The organism is Streptococcus suis (genome assembly GCF_016743335.1).
In the GTDB taxonomy this organism is placed as follows: Bacteria; Bacillota; Bacilli; order Lactobacillales; family Streptococcaceae; genus Streptococcus; species Streptococcus suis_Y.
On the sequence record NZ_WCJE01000026.1, the window covers coordinates 15076 to 33028 of the forward strand.

The following is a 17953-nucleotide window of genomic DNA, read 5'->3' on the forward strand; positions in this document are numbered from 1 at the left end:
CATGGTAAAATAGTATTGAAAATAGAAGGAGATGATGATGACTCAGAAACCCATTATTATTGGCGTAACCGGCGGATCTGGGGGTGGTAAGACAAGTGTGTCACGTGCCATTCTGGATAATTTCCCAAATGCACGTATATCTATGATTGAACACGATTCTTATTATAAGAATCAGTCCCACCTGACCTTTGAAGAACGGATACTGACCAATTATGACCATCCACTGGCTTTTGATACGGATTTGATGATTTACCATATCAGTGAGCTATTAGCAGGACGTTCAGTGGATATTCCGATTTATGATTACACTCAGCACACACGTTCAGAGAAGACCTATCGTCAGGAACCACAAGATGTATTTATTGTGGAAGGTATTTTAGTATTGGAAGACAAACGGTTGCGGGATTTGATGGATATTAAAATTTTCGTCGATACAGACGATGACATTCGCATCATTCGCCGCATTAAGAGAGACATGGAAGAGCGTGGCCGTAGCTTAGATAGTATCATTGAGCAGTACACCTCGGTGGTGAAACCAATGTATCACCAGTTTATCGAGCCAACCAAGCGCTATGCAGATATCGTCATTCCTGAAGGCGTCAGCAACGTTGTAGCCATCGACTTGATTAACACCAAGGTGGAGAGTATATTAAGAGAGCGTGGTTAAGATGCCGAAGCAAAGAATATTACCTCATATTATATTAGGGATTATGGGTGCTAGCGGTCAAATGGTAACTGGCAAACAGATTACCGACTATGTTCAACGTGATTTAGGCGAATTTTGGCAGGTTGCCCATAGTCAAGTCTATCCAGAGTTAAAACGGATGACAAAAGAGGAGTTGATTACCTGTCATGCTGTACCGGGAAATGAAAAAGAAAAGCAGTATGCAATGACGGCTACTGGTCGTCAGATTTTAGACGAATGGCTATCCATTCCAAATGAAGAAACGCCTCAGCAAAAAGACTTGTTTTCAATCAAGATGTTTTTTATCCGTGAAAAGGATGACCCACGGATTCCTGGTTTGTTGCAGAGTCAAATTGAACTAGTCACCAAGCACTTAAAACACCTAGACAGTCGTAAAGTTGAGCTGTTCTCAACCAAGGAAAGTATCCAAGACAATTATGGACACTATTTGATTTTGACACGGTCTATTGAACGCAACCGTGCCCAGCTCAAATGGTTAGAGGATACACTGGCAGAAATGTAACGATTCGGATTTCCGAATCGTTTTTTCTTGTGTCCTGTTTTGGATTATGTTAGAGTAAGAAGAAATGTGACTTAATTGGAGGAATGTATGTCAATCAAACAATTTGTAAGTATGGTCTTGCTGGTTTGGAATCTTATCGTGTTTATGACCTATGGTCTGGATAAGGGGAAGGCCAGAAAAGATGCCTATCGGATTTCGGAAAAGACATTGTTGCTCATGGCTTACTTGGGTGGAGGCCTGGGTGCCTGGGCAGGTGGCACTCATTTCCGCCATAAAACCCAGAAAAAGTATTTTCAACTAGCCTGGGCTATAGGGGTATTGATTGATGCAGTGATTATGTACTGGATGTGGAAATAGGCGCAAGCCTTTTTCTTTATCGCTCGGACTATAAAAGTCGGCTTAACTATGCTATAATGTTCCTATGACAAAACAAGAAAAAATTTCAAATTATCAACTATTATTGGCTCAATTGGAAGCTCTTCTTGATGGTGAAACCAATGCCCTTGCCAATTTGTCTAATGCCTCAGCTCTGCTCAATCAGGCTTTACCAAATTCTGTCTTTACAGGTTTCTACTTATATGATGGTCAGGAATTGATTTTAGGGCCTTTTCAAGGTGGCGTTTCCTGTGTCCACATTGCTCTTGGAAAAGGTGTCTGCGGTGAATCTGCTTCTAAACGCCAGACCATTCTCGTAGACGATGTTCGTCTACATGATAACTATATTTCCTGCGATGCGACAGCCCTATCAGAAATCGTTGTGCCAATGGTGAAAAACGACCAGTTGCTGGGCGTTTTGGACTTGGATTCGAGATTGGTAGCTGATTACGATGCCATTGATCAAGAATACCTAGAGCAGTTCGTTGCTCACTTGGTTGAGAAGACGGACTGGAATTTTGCTATGTTTGGAGAAAAACGCTAATGTACCAAGCTTTATATAGGAAGTACCGAAGCCAGACCTTTGGGGAGATGGTGGGGCAGGAGGTGGTTGCGACCACACTCAAACAGGCCATTGAACAGGGGAAAATCAGTCATGCCTATCTCTTTTCAGGTCCTCGTGGTACGGGTAAGACATCGGCAGCTAAGATTTTTGCCAAGGCCATGAACTGTCCTAATCAGGTTGGAGGCGAGCCTTGTAACGATTGCTATATCTGTCAGGCCATTACCGAGGGCAGCCTGGAAGATGTGATTGAGATTGATGCTGCTTCCAACAATGGTGTTGATGAAATCCGTGACATTCGTGATAAATCGACCTATGCACCTAGTCTTGCGACCTATAAGGTCTATATCATCGACGAGGTCCACATGCTGTCTACTGGAGCCTTCAATGCCCTCTTGAAGACCTTGGAAGAACCGACGGAAAATGTGGTCTTTATTCTAGCAACGACGGAATTGCACAAGATTCCTGCTACCATTCTGTCAAGGGTGCAACGATTTGAATTTAAGTCCATCAAGGTGACGGACATTCAGGAGCACTTGGCTGCAATTTTAACCAAGGAAGGGCTAATCTTTGACGAGCAGGCTCTGACGATCATTGCGCGTCGGGCAGAAGGGGGGATGCGGGATGCCCTATCCATTTTGGATCAGGCTCTCAGCCTTAGTCAGGACCAGCAAGTGACCTTAGAAATTGCTGAGGAAATTACGGGTTCTATCAGCTTGCGTGCCTTGGATGACTATGTGGCAAGTCTGCGTCAAGGGGATAGTGTCACAGCTCTCCAGCATCTACAAACCTTGTTTGACCAAGGAAAGAGTATGAGCCGTTTTGCGACAGATCTTTTGCACTATTTGAGAGATGTCCTTATCGTGCAGACGGGTGGTGAGGATACGCATTTAACAACAGGTTTTTCAGAAAATCTAGCTCTTGAGCAGGCACGGATTTTTACCATGATAGAGATGGTGACCAGGGGGTTGGCGGACATCAAGTCCAGTCCTCAACCGAAGATTTACGCTGAAATGATGACCATTCGTTTGGCTGAAGATAGTTCTCCTTCGGGGGCAATGGCAGAGCTGCCCGCTGATTTACTGGGTCAACTAGCCAGTCTGCAACAACAAGTTGCGGATTTACAGAAACAACTAGGTCAATTATCTAGTCAACCAAGTGCTGTTAAGCCAGTTTCACGCAAGCCACAGGCTCCGAAGAAGTACCGATTGGATACCAGCAAGGTTCATGCAATTTTGCAGGAAGCTATGGAAAATCCAACCTTGGCGCGTGAAAATTTGACTCGCTTGCAGAATGCTTGGGGAGAAATTATCGAGAGTCTGTCAGGAGCAGATCGTGCCTTGCTTGTTGGTTCTCAACCAGTTGCTGCCAATGAAAATCATGCAATTCTAGCCTTTGATTCTCCACTTAATGCTGAACAGACGATGAAGCGTGACAATCTCAATACCATGTTTGGAAATATTCTCAGCAAGGCAGCTGGTTTTTCCCCACAGATTTTAGCTATTGCTCAGGAAGATTGGGTAAGTATTCGTGCTGAATTTTCGGCAAAAGCAAAAGGGCAAAAGACACAGGAAATCGAAAAAGAAGCCAGTCCAGTCCCAGAAGAATTTGGCTTTCTCGCAGATACAGTTGAGATTAGAAATGATTAGAAAATGAGGCTGAGCAAAAAGCTCAGCACCGCTTCTCAAAGTTAGTGTCAACATCTCAGCGCAGTGGTTGATTGGCAGATTTGTTCGTGTTTTACACTCCAAATCTGACCATTACGACTGATGCGAACAGAGTTCGCTTCATTTCCAACCTCCAACAGTCACTACTCTGACTGTTGGAGCTATGCGGGGGTGGGAGTGAAACAGTCTGGGAATAGACTGTTTCAGCTCAACAACTTAAAACGAAAAATTGTTGACGAACTCTTCTATGAATGGTCGAGTTCTTTCCCACTCCCGAATAGTTTTGATAGATATTTTATACTATATTCAATCCTAAATATTTTTCATATCTCCTTAAGAAAGCACCAATTAGATTGGTGTTTTCTTGTTTAGAAAAGAATCGAAACCTATCAAGAAAGCATATAAAAATTCAGCCAGTTGACTGAATTTTTGGTATAATCTATTTTATGAAACTTCCACAATTTCTTTTTTTAGCCATTACAACTATTTTAGCTGTTTATTTTATGAATGCATCGATTTTGACAGGAGATTTCTTGATTGCAGGTATCTACGCCTTTATCGCCTATCGGAATCTTCATTTTGCTTACAAGGTGACTAAATTTATTCGTTTGGTGGAGAAGCAGACCAAGCAGTAAGGCTGATTTCTCCGCTGGAGATGATTTTTGCCTTGCCATTGTCTAACTGGATGACCAGATTTCCTGTATCAGTAACAGCGATGGCAGTACCCTTAAATTCAACTTGATTTTCTACAAAGCTCACTTGTTGGCCAACGACAAGTGATTTTTCTTTGTAAAGGGCAATTAGTTCCTTCTCATCGGTTTCTAAGAAGGCTTTCCAGATGGCAGTAATGAGTTGATTGCGGGTAAATGGTGGTTGTTCCTCGAAAAGATTTCCTGCAGATTGTTGTAATTCCTTAGGGAAATCGTCTATGCGGACATTGATGCCGACACCGATAATGACATCGGTTACCCGTTGGTTTTCCATGGAAGAGATGGCTTCGGTTAGAATGCCAGCGACCTTTTTGTGTCCGAGATAGATGTCATTGACCCACTTGATTTGGACATCCAAGTCGCAAAGAGATTGAATGGCCTTGACAACTGCTGCAGCAGCTAAAATGGTGTAGGGCTTAAATTCAAGGAAGGGGACATTTGGAGAAAGGCGGAGGGACATATAGATACCGCCTGACTTGGAGGCATAAAAGGGTCTCCCAAATCGTCCCTTGGCTTTATTCTGATAGGGAGCTAGATATAGGGCAGGACTAGTATGACCTGATTCAATACCTTGTTTGGCATCTAGTTGGGTCGAATCGCTGTCAGCTTTCAGATAGACAGGCAGTTGGAGTTCCTCTGCAATCAAGTCTGGCAGTAGCAAATCCCCATCGGCCAATTTGTAGCCACGATTGCGGGCAGCCTCAATAGTTAAACCATGCGTTTCTAACTGGCGAATGGCTTTCCAAACTGAAGTCCGAGAAATACCCAATTCCTGAGCCAAATCTTCTCCGCTGACATAATCCTCTCTCTCTTTTAAAAGGAGATATATTTTCTGATAGGTTTTCATACCTTCATTATAGCAAAAAATTCACCTAAAACGTGATATAATAGTTTCAAATAAGGAGGTTTTCATGAAGACACTTGATTACATTGTTACATTGACCAACACTCCGTCGCCAACTGGTTTTACGACGGATATTATGAATTACATCCAGGCAGAGGTTGAAAGTTTCGGCTATGCTGCTAGTAAAACCGCTAAAGGTGGTGTTTTGGTGACAGTTCCGGGGGAAAATGACCAGGAACACCGCATGGTGACTGCTCACCTGGACACACTGGGGGCCATGGTTCGTGCAGTGAAACCGGATGGCCGACTCAAAATGGATTTGGTGGGAGGATTTGGATACCCTTCTATTGAGGGAGAAAACTGTTTGATTCATTGCGCTAAAAATGGTAAGACCTTTACAGGTACTATTCTCATGCACCAGACCTCTGTCCATGTCTACCGAGATGCCAGCACAGCCGAGCGGAACCAGACCAATATGGAAATTCGTTTGGACGAAAAAGTGACCAATGCGGACGAGACGCGGGCCTTGGGTATTGAAGTCGGAGATTTTATCTCCTTTGATCCTCGTACCGTCGTGACAGAAACTGGCTTTATCAAGAGTCGTCACTTGGATGATAAGGTATCCGCAGCTATCTTGCTCCATCTATTGAAGGTATATAAAGAAGAGGGGATTACCCTGCCTTATACGACACATTTCTATTTTTCAAACAATGAAGAGATTGGCTACGGTGCCAACTCCAGCATTCCTGCTCAGGTGGTTGAATATTTGGCAGTTGATATGGGGGCAATGGGAGATGACCAGCAAACTGACGAATACACAGTTTCTATCTGTGTCAAGGACGGATCAGGTCCCTACCATTATGAACTTCGTCAGCACTTGGTAGCCTTGGCTGAGAGGGATGGTATTCCTTACAAGCTGGATATTTATCCTTACTATGGTTCCGATGCTTCGGCAGCTATGCGAGCAGGTGCAGATGTTAAGCATGCCCTATTGGGGGCTGGTATTGAGTCTAGCCATTCCTACGAGCGGACGCATTTGGATTCTGTAGTTGCGACTGAGCGGATGGTAGATGCCTATTTGAAATCAGCAATGGTAGATTAAGATGAATGAAACCCGTTTTTTAGAGTTATTCAATGACTTGGATAAGGTCTTGCGTAAGGTGTGCGGTGTTGCGGATGGGGAATATGCAGATGTAGGCTCTATGTTGACTAAGGCAAAGGAATTGACGCGACATAATCCCGTTGAGGTGAACTGGGATAAACTCTATGTGGCTCGTCAGTTGCGTAATCTCATGGTTCATGAGAAACGAACAGGTTTGAAGGAAGTAGCCCAACCTTCGCAGGAATTGATCACTGTTTTGGAAAAAGTGATAGCCCAGTACCAAGAACCGATTACCATCGCCGACTATTTGCAAAAGACCCAGAAAATTAAGCCGGTTATTTTTGAGGGCAAGGACAAATTGATAAAGGCTTTAGAAATTGTGGAGCAAGAGCATTTTTCTAAGTTTCCTATTTTTTCTGACAAGGTTTATCAAGGACTGGTTTCTGACAAGGGATTGACAAATTGGTTGGCCAAGGCAAGTAAGGAAACGGGCTCTATACGTGAAAAATTGGTGGAGGCTAGTCTTGAAGACGTACTAGCTTGTGAGGAAGATAGTATTCAGGTGATTGTTCTACCAATAACAGCCCATCTTTATCAGGTAATTAATCATTTTGAGGGGCGTAAGCGCACAACCATCCTAGTCAGTCGTCAGGCGAGCGGGAAGCTTTATTCGCCAGAGGATCTTGTTGGTATTGTCACAGCCCAGGACTTGGCAGAGATCTATGGGATGGTGGATTGAGTGGAGAAAGGAGAAATCATGTCAACAAATCGTTTAGCTTGGGATGAGTATTTTGCGGCTCAGGCGCTTTTGATTGCCAATCGGGCGACCTGTAAGAGAGCAAAGGTAGGTGCGGTTTTGGTTAAGGACAATAAGGTTATCGCAACAGGCTACAATGGTTCTGTTTCAGGAACCGAACATTGTTTGGATCAGGAATGCCTTATGATTGATGGTCATTGTGCTAGAACCCTGCATGCGGAGGTCAATGCCATTTTACAAGGAGCGGAGCGGGGAATTCCAAAAGGTTTTACTGCCTATGTGACCCATTTCCCATGTCTCAACTGCTCTAAGCAATTGTTACAGGTTGGTTGTAAGCGGGTTGTTTATATCAATGAATACCGCATGGACGACTATGCCCAGTACTTGTATAAAGAAAAGGGCTGTGAGTTGGTTCATTTGCCTCTAGAGGTGGTTAAACAGGCAATTGCAGATGCCGAATTTATCTAATGATTTTGTAGAAGAGTGGTTGTATAGAACAACCCTCTTTATTTTTAAGAAAATGCTAGGATAGTCGATCAATCTATGCTATACTAGAAACGTTATTAAGTCCCGAAAAGGTAGTTTATAGACTAGTTAATATTTGCAGAAACACTTGAACCACAATTAAAGAAGCTGGTACCATTGAATAGTAAGCGTAAAAACTTTACTACACTTCAGTCACCATTTTCTTCAAATAAGGCTGATTTCATACAGTCTGGTATTGTCTTTCTCGTTGGGTATCTGGAAAATTTCCTTTGCTCAAGACAGGTGTCTTTCGCAAAGAACTAGTCGAAGACTAGTTCTTTGTAACCTTAGTAACCCGCTAGGTTTCTAGCATATATTCTATTTTAAGGGGGACATTTTTATGTCAGAACGTAAGTTGTTTACGTCTGAATCTGTTTCGGAGGGGCATCCGGATAAGATTGCAGACCAGATTTCAGATGCCATTTTGGATGCTATTTTAGCAGAGGATCCAGATGCGCACGTAGCGGCAGAGACGGCTGTTTATACAGGTAGTGTTCATGTGTTTGGAGAGATTTCAACCACTGCCTATGTGGATATTAACCGTGTGGTACGGGATACGATTGCGGAGATTGGCTATACAAAAGGTGAGTATGGTTTTTCAGCTGAGTCGGTTGGGGTTCATCCGTCACTTGTAGAGCAATCGCCAGATATTGCCCAAGGCGTCAATGAAGCCTTGGAAACTCGCCAAGATGCTAGTCAAGATCCATTGGATTTGATTGGTGCAGGTGACCAGGGGCTCATGTTTGGTTTTGCAGTAGATGAAACGCCTGAACTTATGCCCTTGCCAATTTCACTTAGTCACAAATTGGTGCGTCGTTTGGCCGAGTTGAGAAAATCTGGTGAAATTGCTTATCTCCGTCCAGATGCTAAGTCACAAGTAACGGTTGAATACGATGAAGACAACCAACCTGTTCGTGTGGATACAGTCGTTATTTCGACCCAGCATGATCCAGAAGTTAGCCAGGAGCAAATTCGTCAGGATGTCATTGAACGTGTGATCAAGGAAATCATTCCAGCTCATTATCTGGATGACCAAACCAACTACTTTATCAACCCAACTGGTCGCTTTGTCATTGGCGGACCTCAAGGGGACTCTGGTTTGACAGGCCGTAAGATTATCGTTGATACCTATGGTGGTTATTCTCGTCATGGCGGCGGTGCCTTCTCTGGTAAGGATGCGACCAAAGTGGACCGTTCTGCATCTTATGCGGCACGCTACATCGCAAAAAATATCGTCGCAGCTGGTTTGGCTAAAAAGGCGGAAGTTCAATTGGCTTACGCTATCGGTGTTGCTCACCCAGTTTCAGTTCGCATCGATACCTTTGGTACGAGCACAGTAGCGGAAAGCAAACTAGAAGCAGCAGTTCGTCAGATTTTCGATTTGCGCCCAGCTGGTATTATTCAAATGTTGGACCTCAAACGTCCTATTTACAAGCAAACTGCTGCCTATGGTCATATGGGACGTACGGATATTGACTTGCCATGGGAACATTTGGATAAGGTAGTAGCTTTGCAAACGGCGTTACAAAAGATTAAGTAGGAACAGTTGCAAAACAGGAGACAGACTTGCCTCCTGTTTTTTTATATATCAAATAACTAGCATTTTACCACCCATTGTGGTAAAATGAAACGTATGCCTTTTTAGGCAAACTAAGAAAGTGAATGTTAGTATGAGAAAAATTGTAATTAATGGTGGAAAAACACTGAAAGGGTCGGTTACCGTTAGTGGTGCCAAAAACTCAGTTGTTGCCCTTATTCCGGCCATTATTCTTGCAGATGGGATTGTTACTCTGGACGGAGTGCCTGCAATCTCGGATGTAGATAGCTTAGTTGATATTATGGAAACAATGGGCGCGACGGTCAAGCGTTATGGTGAAACACTCGAAATTGACCCTCGTGGTGTAAAAGACATGCCTATGCCATTTGGCAAAATTAATAGCTTGCGTGCCTCCTACTATTTTTACGGTTCCCTCCTTGGTCGCTTTGGTCAAGCTGTTGTTGGCTTGCCAGGTGGTTGTGATTTGGGACCGCGTCCGATTGATTTGCACTTGAAGGCCTTCGCAGCCATGGGTGCGAAAACAACCTATGAAGGTGAATATATGCGCTTGGCAACTAATGGTCAGCGTATTCAAGGGGCACATATCTTCATGGATGTTGTCAGCGTCGGTGCGACAATTAATACTATCTTAGCAGCTGTCAAAGCAGAAGGCCGTACAGTTATTGAAAATGCGGCGCGTGAACCTGAAATTATTGACGTGGCAACTTTGCTTAATAATATGGGGGCACGTATCCGTGGTGCGGGTACAGATATTATCACCATTGAAGGCGTAGACAGTCTAAAAGGAACACGTCATCAAGTGATTCCAGACCGTATTGAAGCAGGGACTTATATTGCCCTTGCTGCTGCTGTTGGTGAAGGTATTCGTATCGATAATGTCCTTTATGAACACTTAGAGAGTTACATCGCTAAGTTGGAAGAAATGGGTGTTCGCATGACCATTTCTGAAGATAGTATTTTTGTTGAAAAGCAAGAAACATTAAAGGCAGTGAATATCAAAACTTCACCTTATCCAGGTTTTGCGACAGACTTGCAGCAACCCATTACACCTTTACTGCTTAAGGCAGAAGGGACTGGTACGATTGTTGATACGATTTATGAAAAACGTGTTGGTCATGTGCAGGAGCTTGCAAATCTTGGAGCAAAAATCTCTACTCGTAACAACCATATTGCCTTTGAAGGTCCAAATCAACTGACTGGTACATCTGTTAAAGCTACTGATTTGCGTGCGGGAGCCGCAATGGTTATCGCTGGTTTAATGGCTCAGGGGCATACAGAAATTACAAACATTGAGTTTATTCTACGTGGTTACTCAAATATTGTTGATAAGCTGACAGAATTAGGTGCAGATATTCAATTGATTGAGGATTAGAGAGTCTAATTGAGAACTACTTTCTCAAAACGTAATCGATTTAAAAAACGAAACAATCTGGGGCTGGGAGTAATTCTCAGCCCCTTGGGTACACTATGACACTTTGGACAAGACTAGCGAAGTTTGCTTACTTTGAAACGGACCGTTTGTATTTACGACCATTTTCTTTTGAAGATGGAGAAAGTTTCTATGAAATTGTATCAAATCCCGAAAATCTTCCTTTTATCTTTCCAGCTTTGGAGGACAGAAATATTGCTTTTTCGACAATGGTTGAAAAATTTATGCGTTCACCATTGGGAAACTGGGCCTTAGTTGATAAGTATTCGGAGAGGATGATTGGTGCGCTTTGTTTTGAAAAGGTAGATGAACGTCAACTTTCTGCGGAGCTCAGCTATTTTCTAAAAAAAGACTACTGGAGAAGAGGCTTAATGACGGAAGCAGTGAGGACTTTAGTCTATCTAGCTTTTTATGAGTTTGGTCTGAGGGAGCTGGTTATCGTCACTCATGAGGAAAATGTGGCCAGTCAGATGGTGGCGAAAAAAGCTGGTTTGGTACAGGTTGCGCAGTATCGTGGAAGTGACCGCTACAGCCATAAAACAAGAAATTATAGAAAATTTAGCTTGAAGAAGACAGATTTTAAATTAGAAATGTATGAGGAGAATCAATGATTACTATTAAATCACAACGAGAAATTGATGCAATGAAACGTGCTGGAGATGTTCTGGCTGGTATTCATATTGGTTTGCGAGAGATTATCAAGCCAGGTGTGGACATGTGGGAAGTAGAGGAATATGTCCGTAAAACGTGTAAGGAAAAGAATGTTTTGCCACTCCAAATTGGTGTTGATGGAGAATTGATGGATTATCCTTATGCGACTTGTTGTGGATTGAATGATGAGGTCGCTCATGCTTTTCCGCGTCATTACAAACTTAAAGAAGGTGATTTACTGAAGGTCGATATGGTTTTGAGTGAGCCTTTGGATAAAGCGGTAGTTGATGTTTCTAAGCTAAACTTCAATGATGTCAAGGCTATGAAGAAAATCACCCAGACCTATCGTGGTGGTTGTGCAGATTCTTGTTGGGCCTATGCAGTCGGTCAGGTGTCTGAAGAAGTACAAAACTTGATGGATGTGACTAAGGAATGTTTGTACCGCGGTATCGAGCAAGCAGTTGTTGGCAATCGTATCGGCGATATCGGTGCTGCTATTCAAGAATATGCGGAAGGTCTTGGCTACGGTGTTGTTCGTGACTTGGTAGGGCACGGCGTTGGACCAACTTTCCACGAAGAGCCGATGGTTCCTCATTATGGAACTAAAGGTCGAGGTCTTCGCTTGCGTGAAGGCATGGTTTTGACTATCGAGCCTATGATTAATACAGGGACTTGGGAAATTGATACGGATATGAAGACTGGTTGGGCTCATAAGACACTTGATGGTGGCTTGTCTTGTCAATACGAACACCAATTTGTCATCACCAAAGATGGACCGGTTATTTTGACCAGTCAAGGTGAAGAAGGGACCTATTAATTCTCGGTGTGGTCGTGAATAATAGATGAATGAGGAAGGAGGAGAGAATGAGGAAAACCAGAATAGTTGAAGGTTTGAAAACATTCTGCTCAACCTTCTTTTCTTTTTATCGTTCTGCTGATAGCGATGTAACAAGTGTTGCAGTAGCATACTATTTGTTAATTTCTCTTTTCCCTATTCTTCTAACTCTCGCGAATTTACTGCCATATTATCCATTTGATGTGGATATGATTTTATCGGTTGTAGCTGAATTTGTGCCAGACAAGCTCTATCCTTCGGTTTCATCTTTTATCACTTCTGTATTAACAAAGCCGTCGTCATCATGGTTAGGGATTTCAATTCTGACAACTCTTTGGACCCTGTCACGTAGTATGACTATTTTGCAGAAGGCCTTTAATAAGGCTTATGGCATCAATGAACACCGTGATTTTATTATTGGGCACTTGATTGGCATATTTTTAGGAATTGGTCTGCAGGTAATTATCCTCTTAAGTATCACGCTTTTGACTTTCGGGCAGGCAGTTTTTTCTTATATTAATAAGCTGGTTCCTATTGAAGACGCCTGGCTGAAGGGGCTTCTTAGTCAAACACAGTTAGTAGGTTTAATGGCTCTGTTTGCCGCCTTGGTTATGCTTTATTTCTTTTTGCCCAATGTTCGGATAAAAAAAGTTCGATATGTTTTTCCAGGAACGTTGTTTGTTCTGTTGACGATGACTTCTATTGGAAAGTTATTTTCGATTTATGTTGATAATTATGCTAATAAGTTGCTGGATTTTAGAATAGTAACAGCTGTCGTCTTTCTTGTTTTTATGCTTTGGTTCATTTTTATGGCTCAAGTACTCATCATTGGTGCAATGATTAATGCTACGGTTCAAAGTATGCAGGTAGAAGAGTTTCATGCTAGAGATGGGGATATTGTTTCTATCTTGAATAGGCTAAAGGCAAGATTTACAGCGATAGATAAAGAATGAAGCAGGAAAATCAAGCTATATATAAAAATGAGGTTCCGTTGGAGCCTCATTTCGTATTTTTAAAGATAAAGAGTTTGCTCAAGAAATAGTTGACCACAATGACCAAGACTTGTGAGAAGAGTGTGGCGATGGCGTTGACAAGTGTCAAATCATGGTTGACAAACTGCCCAATCAATTGTGGGTAAGCTTGTACTAATAAATAGGCTAGAGCCATATCCATGACCAAGGTCGCGATGCGGGCAGATACAAACTTGACCAATCGCTGAGGCCAACCCTCTCTGGCTTGTTTGAAAACGAAACGGTCGTTGGTCCAGAAGGCAAAGAGAATGGCTACTGCATTGGCTAAAAGAGTAACCAATAGAATGGAAGGAATGACTAAAAATAGCCCCATTCGAGTGACCATATAGACAAGGGTTGCTGCCACACCTGCAATCAAATAAAGAATGACTTCGTTGTTTATGAGTTGATAAAATAGCTTTTTCATAAGGAATAGTCTACCATTTTTTTGGAAAATATGCTATACTAGACAACGTTGTTGAATTTTCAATGACCCTTGGGGCTTGCTCACTTTACCCAAGCATATTTTAAGCTTTTTCGCTAAAGGAGAATTTTATGAATACATCTAATAAATGGACTGCCAGAGATATGGCAGAAATTGCTCTTGTCGCGGCGATTTATGTCGCGCTTACCTTGACGCCGCCATTGAATGCTATTTCCTTCGGGGCTGTTCAGTTTCGTTTGTCTGAAATGCTCAATTTCTTGGCTTTTTATAATCGTAAGTATATTATCGCTGTGACCATTGGCTGCATGATTTCCAACTTGATTGGTTTTGGTGTGATTGACCTCTTTGTGGGTGGATTCTCGACATTAATCTTCGTTACGTTGGGAGTTATTCTGTTTGAAAAATACAAGAAGGACTATCTATTCAGTGGATTATTTAACAAGGCTTTCTTTTATTTCTCATTCTTTTTTGCGGCAACTATGTTTACCATTGCTTTAGAATTAAAAGTCTTATATGATTTACCATTCTTTCTAACTTGGTTGACAACAGCAGCAGGAGAATTGCTTTCTCTATTAGTTGGAGCTGTTGTTATCGATAAACTATCCAAGAAAATAAATTTTGAAAAGTAAGTATACAATAAATGTGAGCAGACACTTTCGGGTGTCTTTTATTTTTAGGTCGCATTATTTTGTATTGATTGACAATTTAGTTTATACTGGGGATAGAAGAAATAGGAGGTCTTTTATGACAAGATATACGTTTTCAAATGGTGTAACTGTTCCTAAAATTGGTTTTGGAACTTGGCAGATACCCGATGGTGAAGTGGCGTACGGTGCGGTTTCTTATGCATTGGAAGCTGGTTATCGTCACATTGACACGGCACAGATTTATGGCAACGAAGCTAGTGTTGGTCGAGCTATAGCTGATAGTGGTCTAGCTCGTGAGGATATTTTTTTAACAACTAAGGTTTGGAATGATAAGATTGGCTATGAAGATACCCTTGCTTCAGTAGAAGAATCCATGCAAAAACTTCAGGTGGATTATCTGGATTTGTTACTGATCCATTGGCCAAATCCAAAGGCTAGTCGTGAGACGATCGGATGGAAAAAACGGAATGCCCAGGTTTGGAAGGCATTAGAAGAGCTCTATCGTGCTGGAAAAGTGAAAGTAATTGGAGTTTCTAACTTTATGGAACACCATCTAGAAGCTTTGCTGGAAACGGCTGAGATTATCCCGATGGCTAATCAGATTATGTTAGCTCCAGGAACTCCTCAGTCAGAATTAGTTGCTTACTGCAAAGCCAAAGGGATTCTCTTGGAGGCCTATAGCCCATTTGGTACAGGAAGCCTTTTCCAAAGCCAAGAAGCAGCCGATTTGGCTAAAGAAGCTGGTTGTAGTGTTGCACAGCTAGCACTAGCTTGGTCTTTAGATAAAGGCTTTCTCCCTCTCCCGAAATCAACTAGTCCAGAAAATATTAAGGCAAATTTGGAAATTGATGGCTTGGCTATTAGTCCGACAGCAGTTGCAAAGTTGGATAAACTAGAAGGAGTAAAAGGTCGACTTGACCCGGATCAGGCTGAATTTTAATTAGCTATTGAGAGCATGTAGTTTATCTACGTGCTTTTCTATTGAGTCATTTGTACCGCTTTCATGTTATAATAGTAGCTATGGAAGAAAAATATTTGAAAATTGCTCAGGAATTGGGCGTTAGTTTAAAACAGATTGATACGGTTCTCTCTTTGACGGCTGAAGGCAATACTATTCCCTTTATCGCTCGTTATCGAAAGGACGTAACGGGTAATTTAGATGAAGTAGTCATCAAGTCCATCATCGACCGAGACAAGGCCTTGACTGCTCTCGCTGACCGTAAGGCTACTGTCCTTGCCAAGATTGAAGAACAAGGCAAATTGACAGACCAGCTCCGTCAGGCTATCGAGGAAGCGGAAAAGTTGGCAGATGTGGAAGAGCTATACTTGCCTTATAAGGAAAAACGTCGGACCAAGGCAACGGTGGCGCGTGAGGCTGGACTGTTCCCGCTGGCTCGTCTAATTTTGCAGAATGTGGCTGACTTGGAAGAACAGGCTGCTAGTTTCATCTGTGAAGGTTTTGATACTGCTCAGGCTTGTTTGGCTGGGGCTGTGGATATTTTGGTCGAAGCTATCTCAGAAGACAATAAGCTTCGGGCCTGGGTCTACCATGAAGTACAAACCAATTCAAGCCTGACTTCAGAGCTAAAAGATCAAGAAGCAGATGAAAAAGAAGTCTTTCAGATTTACTATGATTTTTCGGAGAAAGTGGCAAAAATGCAAGGCTACAAGACCTTGGCCATCAATCGTGGTGAGAAATTAGGCGTTCTAAAGGTTACTTTTGAACACAATGTGGATAAAATGGTTCGTTTCTTTGAGCTACGTTTTCCACAGTCTAATAGCTATATCAAGGATGTCATCCAGCAGGCTATCAAGAAGAAAATTCTACCTGCCATGGAGCGCCGTATTCGGACAGAATTGACGGAAGAAGCAGAAGAAGGAGCTATCCAGCTCTTCTCTAAAAACCTACGAAATCTGCTCCTTGTATCTCCTCTAAAGGGCAAGATTGTCCTTGGTTTTGACCCTGCCTTTCGAACAGGGGCTAAGCTAGCAGTGGTAGACCAGACGGGAAAACTCTTGACAACCCAGGTCATCTATCCTGTGGAGCCGGCTGGTCAGCGACAAATTGCTCAGGCAAAAAAAGACTTGGCAGACCTGATTGGGCAATACCAAGTGGAAATCATTGCTATCGGAAACGGAACGGCCAGCCGTGAGTCTGAAGCCTTCGTAGCTGATTTACTCAAGGACTTCCCTGATGTTTCTTACGTCATCGTCAATGAAAGCGGAGCTTCTGTCTACTCAGCTTCTGAACTGGCGCGATACGAGTTTCCAGACCTCCCTGTGGAAAAACGCTCTGCCATTTCCATCGCCCGCCGTCTGCAAGACCCTCTGGCTGAGCTGGTCAAAATCGACCCTAAGTCTATCGGTGTCGGCCAGTACCAGCACGATGTCAACCAGAAGTCTCTGTCTGAAAGTCTGGATTTTGTGGTCGATACGGTGGTCAACCAGGTCGGGGTCAATGTCAATACGGCCAGTCCTGCCCTTTTGGCTCACGTTGCTGGTCTTAACAAGACCATTTCGGAGAACATCGTCAAGTACCGCGAGGAAAATGGTGCCCTGACCTCTCGTCAGCAGCTCAAAAAGGTGCCTCGTCTGGGTGACAAGGCCTTTGAGCAGGCAGCTGGTTTCTTGCGCATCCCAGATGCGACTAACTTTTTGGACAATACTGGCGTGCACCCCGAGTCTTACAAGGCTGTGGAAAAACTGTTAGAACTTCTAGCTATTGACCACTTAGATGAGGCTGCGCAGGAAAAATTAATGCAGGTGGCTATCGCGGATACGGCAGAAAAAATCGGTGTCGGTCAGGAAACCTTGAAGGACATCATCGCAGACTTGCTCAAGCCAGGTCGTGATTTACGGGATGACTTTGAAGCACCAGTCCTCCGTCAAGATGTCTTGGATGTCAAGGACTTGGTAGTCGGACAGGAATTGCAAGGTACGGTTCGCAATATTGTGGACTTTGGAGCCTTTGTGGACATCGGTGTCCACGAGGATGGTCTGGTTCACATTTCACGCATGGTCAAGCGCAAACGGGATAAGAATGGACGCCAACAAGCCTTACCGCATCCAAGTGAAATCCTCGCTGTTGGGGAAATCGTCACTGTCTGGGTGGCTGAAGTGGATATCAAACGCAACCGTATCGGTCTTAGTCTTTTGAAACCAAATGGATCTGAATAAATATGTGCAAGAAGTCTCCTTGCAAGACTTCGGTAAGGAATTTCGGCATGTAGCAATCTGGAACAGGCGATTACGCTCAACGGGTGGTCGCTTTTTTCCAAGGGATGGGCATTTGGATTTCAATCCCAAGCACTTGGAGGAGCAAGGTTTAGAAGTCTTTCGGAAGATTGTCCGCCACGAGCTCTGCCACTACCATCTCTACTTTGAGAAGAAAGGCTATCGGCACGGAGACAGGGATTTCAAGGAACTACTGGCTGCTGTGGACGGCCTGCGCTATGCTCCCAAACTGGAACAAGCTGCCAAGCCTAGCCTGCTGTATACCTGTCAGTCCTGTGGACAAGTCTACCAGCGCAAGCGCCGCATTGACCTAAAAAAATACCGATGTGGCAAGTGTAGGGGCAAACTTACTTTGAAAGAATAGAGAATCAGTCTTCGGGCTGATTTTTTTGTG

20 protein-coding genes and 1 riboswitch are annotated in these 17953 nt (G+C 43.2%); of the genes, 18 read left to right on the forward strand and 2 right to left on the reverse strand.

All coding sequences use genetic code 11. The features are described from left to right. Positions 1–37 precede the first annotated feature (37 nt). The 6 genes from udk to F9856_RS08115 all read left to right on the forward strand — a co-directional run bounded on the left by udk (position 38) and on the right by F9856_RS08115 (position 4447). Positions 38–667, forward strand: coding sequence for a uridine kinase (udk, locus tag F9856_RS08090; protein ID WP_002936217.1), 630 nt, complete (start codon positions 38–40; stop codon positions 665–667). Between the two features lies 1 nt (position 668). Further along, positions 669–1208, forward strand: a complete 540-nt coding sequence (locus F9856_RS08095) for a PadR family transcriptional regulator (protein WP_024376722.1) — start codon at positions 669–671, stop codon at positions 1206–1208. A gap of 87 nt (positions 1209–1295) precedes the next feature. Further along, positions 1296–1565: a DUF1294 domain-containing protein gene (locus F9856_RS08100; RefSeq protein ID WP_202106301.1), complete on the forward strand. Its 270-nt coding sequence runs from the start codon at positions 1296–1298 to the stop codon at positions 1563–1565. A 64-nt stretch (positions 1566–1629) separates the two neighbouring features. Then, positions 1630–2127 (forward strand): GAF domain-containing protein, encoded by a 498-nt coding sequence (locus F9856_RS08105; protein ID WP_202106302.1) that lies wholly within the window; start codon positions 1630–1632, stop codon positions 2125–2127. Next, positions 2127–3794, forward strand: coding sequence for a DNA polymerase III subunit gamma/tau (dnaX, locus tag F9856_RS08110; protein WP_024386423.1), 1668 nt, complete (start codon positions 2127–2129; stop codon positions 3792–3794). The genes F9856_RS08105 and dnaX overlap by 1 nt, the downstream gene beginning before the upstream one ends. A gap of 464 nt (positions 3795–4258) precedes the next feature. Continuing rightward, positions 4259–4447, forward strand: coding sequence for a DUF3272 family protein (locus tag F9856_RS08115; RefSeq protein ID WP_024398156.1), 189 nt, complete (start codon positions 4259–4261; stop codon positions 4445–4447). Here F9856_RS08115 and birA read toward each other — a convergent pair. Then, positions 4413–5369: a bifunctional biotin--[acetyl-CoA-carboxylase] ligase/biotin operon repressor BirA gene (gene birA / locus F9856_RS08120; protein ID WP_099810046.1), complete on the reverse strand. Its 957-nt coding sequence runs from the start codon at positions 5367–5369 to the stop codon at positions 4413–4415. The two genes, F9856_RS08115 and birA, sit on opposite strands and share 35 nt — an antisense overlap. Positions 5370–5433: 64 nt before the next feature. Here birA and F9856_RS08125 point away from each other — a divergent pair, with 64 nt between their 5' ends. From F9856_RS08125 to F9856_RS08160, 8 genes are all read left to right on the forward strand, one after another. Then, positions 5434–6468, forward strand: a complete 1035-nt coding sequence (locus tag F9856_RS08125) for a M42 family metallopeptidase (RefSeq protein ID WP_171997576.1) — start codon at positions 5434–5436, stop codon at positions 6466–6468. Position 6469: 1 nt separating this feature from the next. Beyond that, entirely contained in the window at positions 6470–7207 is a 738-nt protein-coding gene (locus tag F9856_RS08130; RefSeq protein ID WP_202106303.1) for a hypothetical protein, read from the forward strand. 18 nt (positions 7208–7225) lie between these two features. Next, a complete protein-coding gene (locus F9856_RS08135; RefSeq protein ID WP_014638424.1) occupies positions 7226–7693 on the forward strand; it encodes a deoxycytidylate deaminase in 468 nt (155 codons plus the stop codon). A 397-nt stretch (positions 7694–8090) separates the two neighbouring features. Further along, positions 8091–9290, forward strand: coding sequence for a methionine adenosyltransferase (gene metK / locus F9856_RS08140; RefSeq protein WP_202106304.1), 1200 nt, complete (start codon positions 8091–8093; stop codon positions 9288–9290). A gap of 130 nt (positions 9291–9420) precedes the next feature. After that, entirely contained in the window at positions 9421–10680 is a 1260-nt protein-coding gene (locus F9856_RS08145; RefSeq protein WP_202106305.1) for a UDP-N-acetylglucosamine 1-carboxyvinyltransferase, read from the forward strand. Positions 10681–10775: 95 nt separating this feature from the next. Then, positions 10776–11348 carry a GNAT family N-acetyltransferase gene (locus F9856_RS08150; RefSeq protein ID WP_202106306.1) on the forward strand — a complete coding sequence of 191 codons (573 nt, stop codon included), beginning with the start codon at positions 10776–10778 and terminating at the stop codon, positions 11346–11348. After that, a complete protein-coding gene (locus F9856_RS08155; protein WP_024376734.1) occupies positions 11345–12205 on the forward strand; it encodes a methionyl aminopeptidase in 861 nt (286 codons plus the stop codon). The genes F9856_RS08150 and F9856_RS08155 overlap by 4 nt, the downstream gene beginning before the upstream one ends. A 47-nt stretch (positions 12206–12252) precedes the next feature. Continuing rightward, the gene (locus tag F9856_RS08160) at positions 12253–13176 is read left to right on the forward strand and encodes a YihY/virulence factor BrkB family protein (protein ID WP_105147484.1); all 924 of its coding nucleotides are present in this window, start codon (positions 12253–12255) and stop codon (positions 13174–13176) included. Between the two features lie 46 nt (positions 13177–13222). On the opposite strand, the gene F9856_RS08165 is transcribed toward F9856_RS08160, so the two are convergent. Further along, positions 13223–13660: a GtrA family protein gene (locus F9856_RS08165; protein ID WP_024408383.1), complete on the reverse strand. Its 438-nt coding sequence runs from the start codon at positions 13658–13660 to the stop codon at positions 13223–13225. A 29-nt stretch (positions 13661–13689) separates the two neighbouring features. Beyond that, positions 13690–13791: riboswitch (PreQ1 riboswitch) on the forward strand. On the opposite strand from F9856_RS08165, the gene F9856_RS08170 reads away from it, so the two are divergent. The 4 genes from F9856_RS08170 to F9856_RS08185 all read left to right on the forward strand — a co-directional run bounded on the left by F9856_RS08170 (position 13789) and on the right by F9856_RS08185 (position 17923). Beyond that, complete coding sequence (locus F9856_RS08170; RefSeq protein WP_024376736.1) at positions 13789–14307, forward strand: QueT transporter family protein; 519 nt, start codon at positions 13789–13791, stop codon at positions 14305–14307. (Overlaps the previous riboswitch by 3 nt.) Before the next feature lie 115 nt (positions 14308–14422). Further along, entirely contained in the window at positions 14423–15265 is an 843-nt protein-coding gene (locus F9856_RS08175; RefSeq protein ID WP_002936792.1) for an aldo/keto reductase, read from the forward strand. Positions 15266–15345: 80 nt separating this feature from the next. After that, entirely contained in the window at positions 15346–17502 is a 2157-nt protein-coding gene (locus F9856_RS08180) for a Tex family protein (protein WP_202106307.1), read from the forward strand. Further along, complete coding sequence (locus tag F9856_RS08185) at positions 17489–17923, forward strand: SprT family protein (protein WP_004194799.1); 435 nt, start codon at positions 17489–17491, stop codon at positions 17921–17923. Before F9856_RS08180 ends, F9856_RS08185 begins: the two co-directional genes overlap by 14 nt. Positions 17924–17953 lie beyond the last annotated feature (30 nt).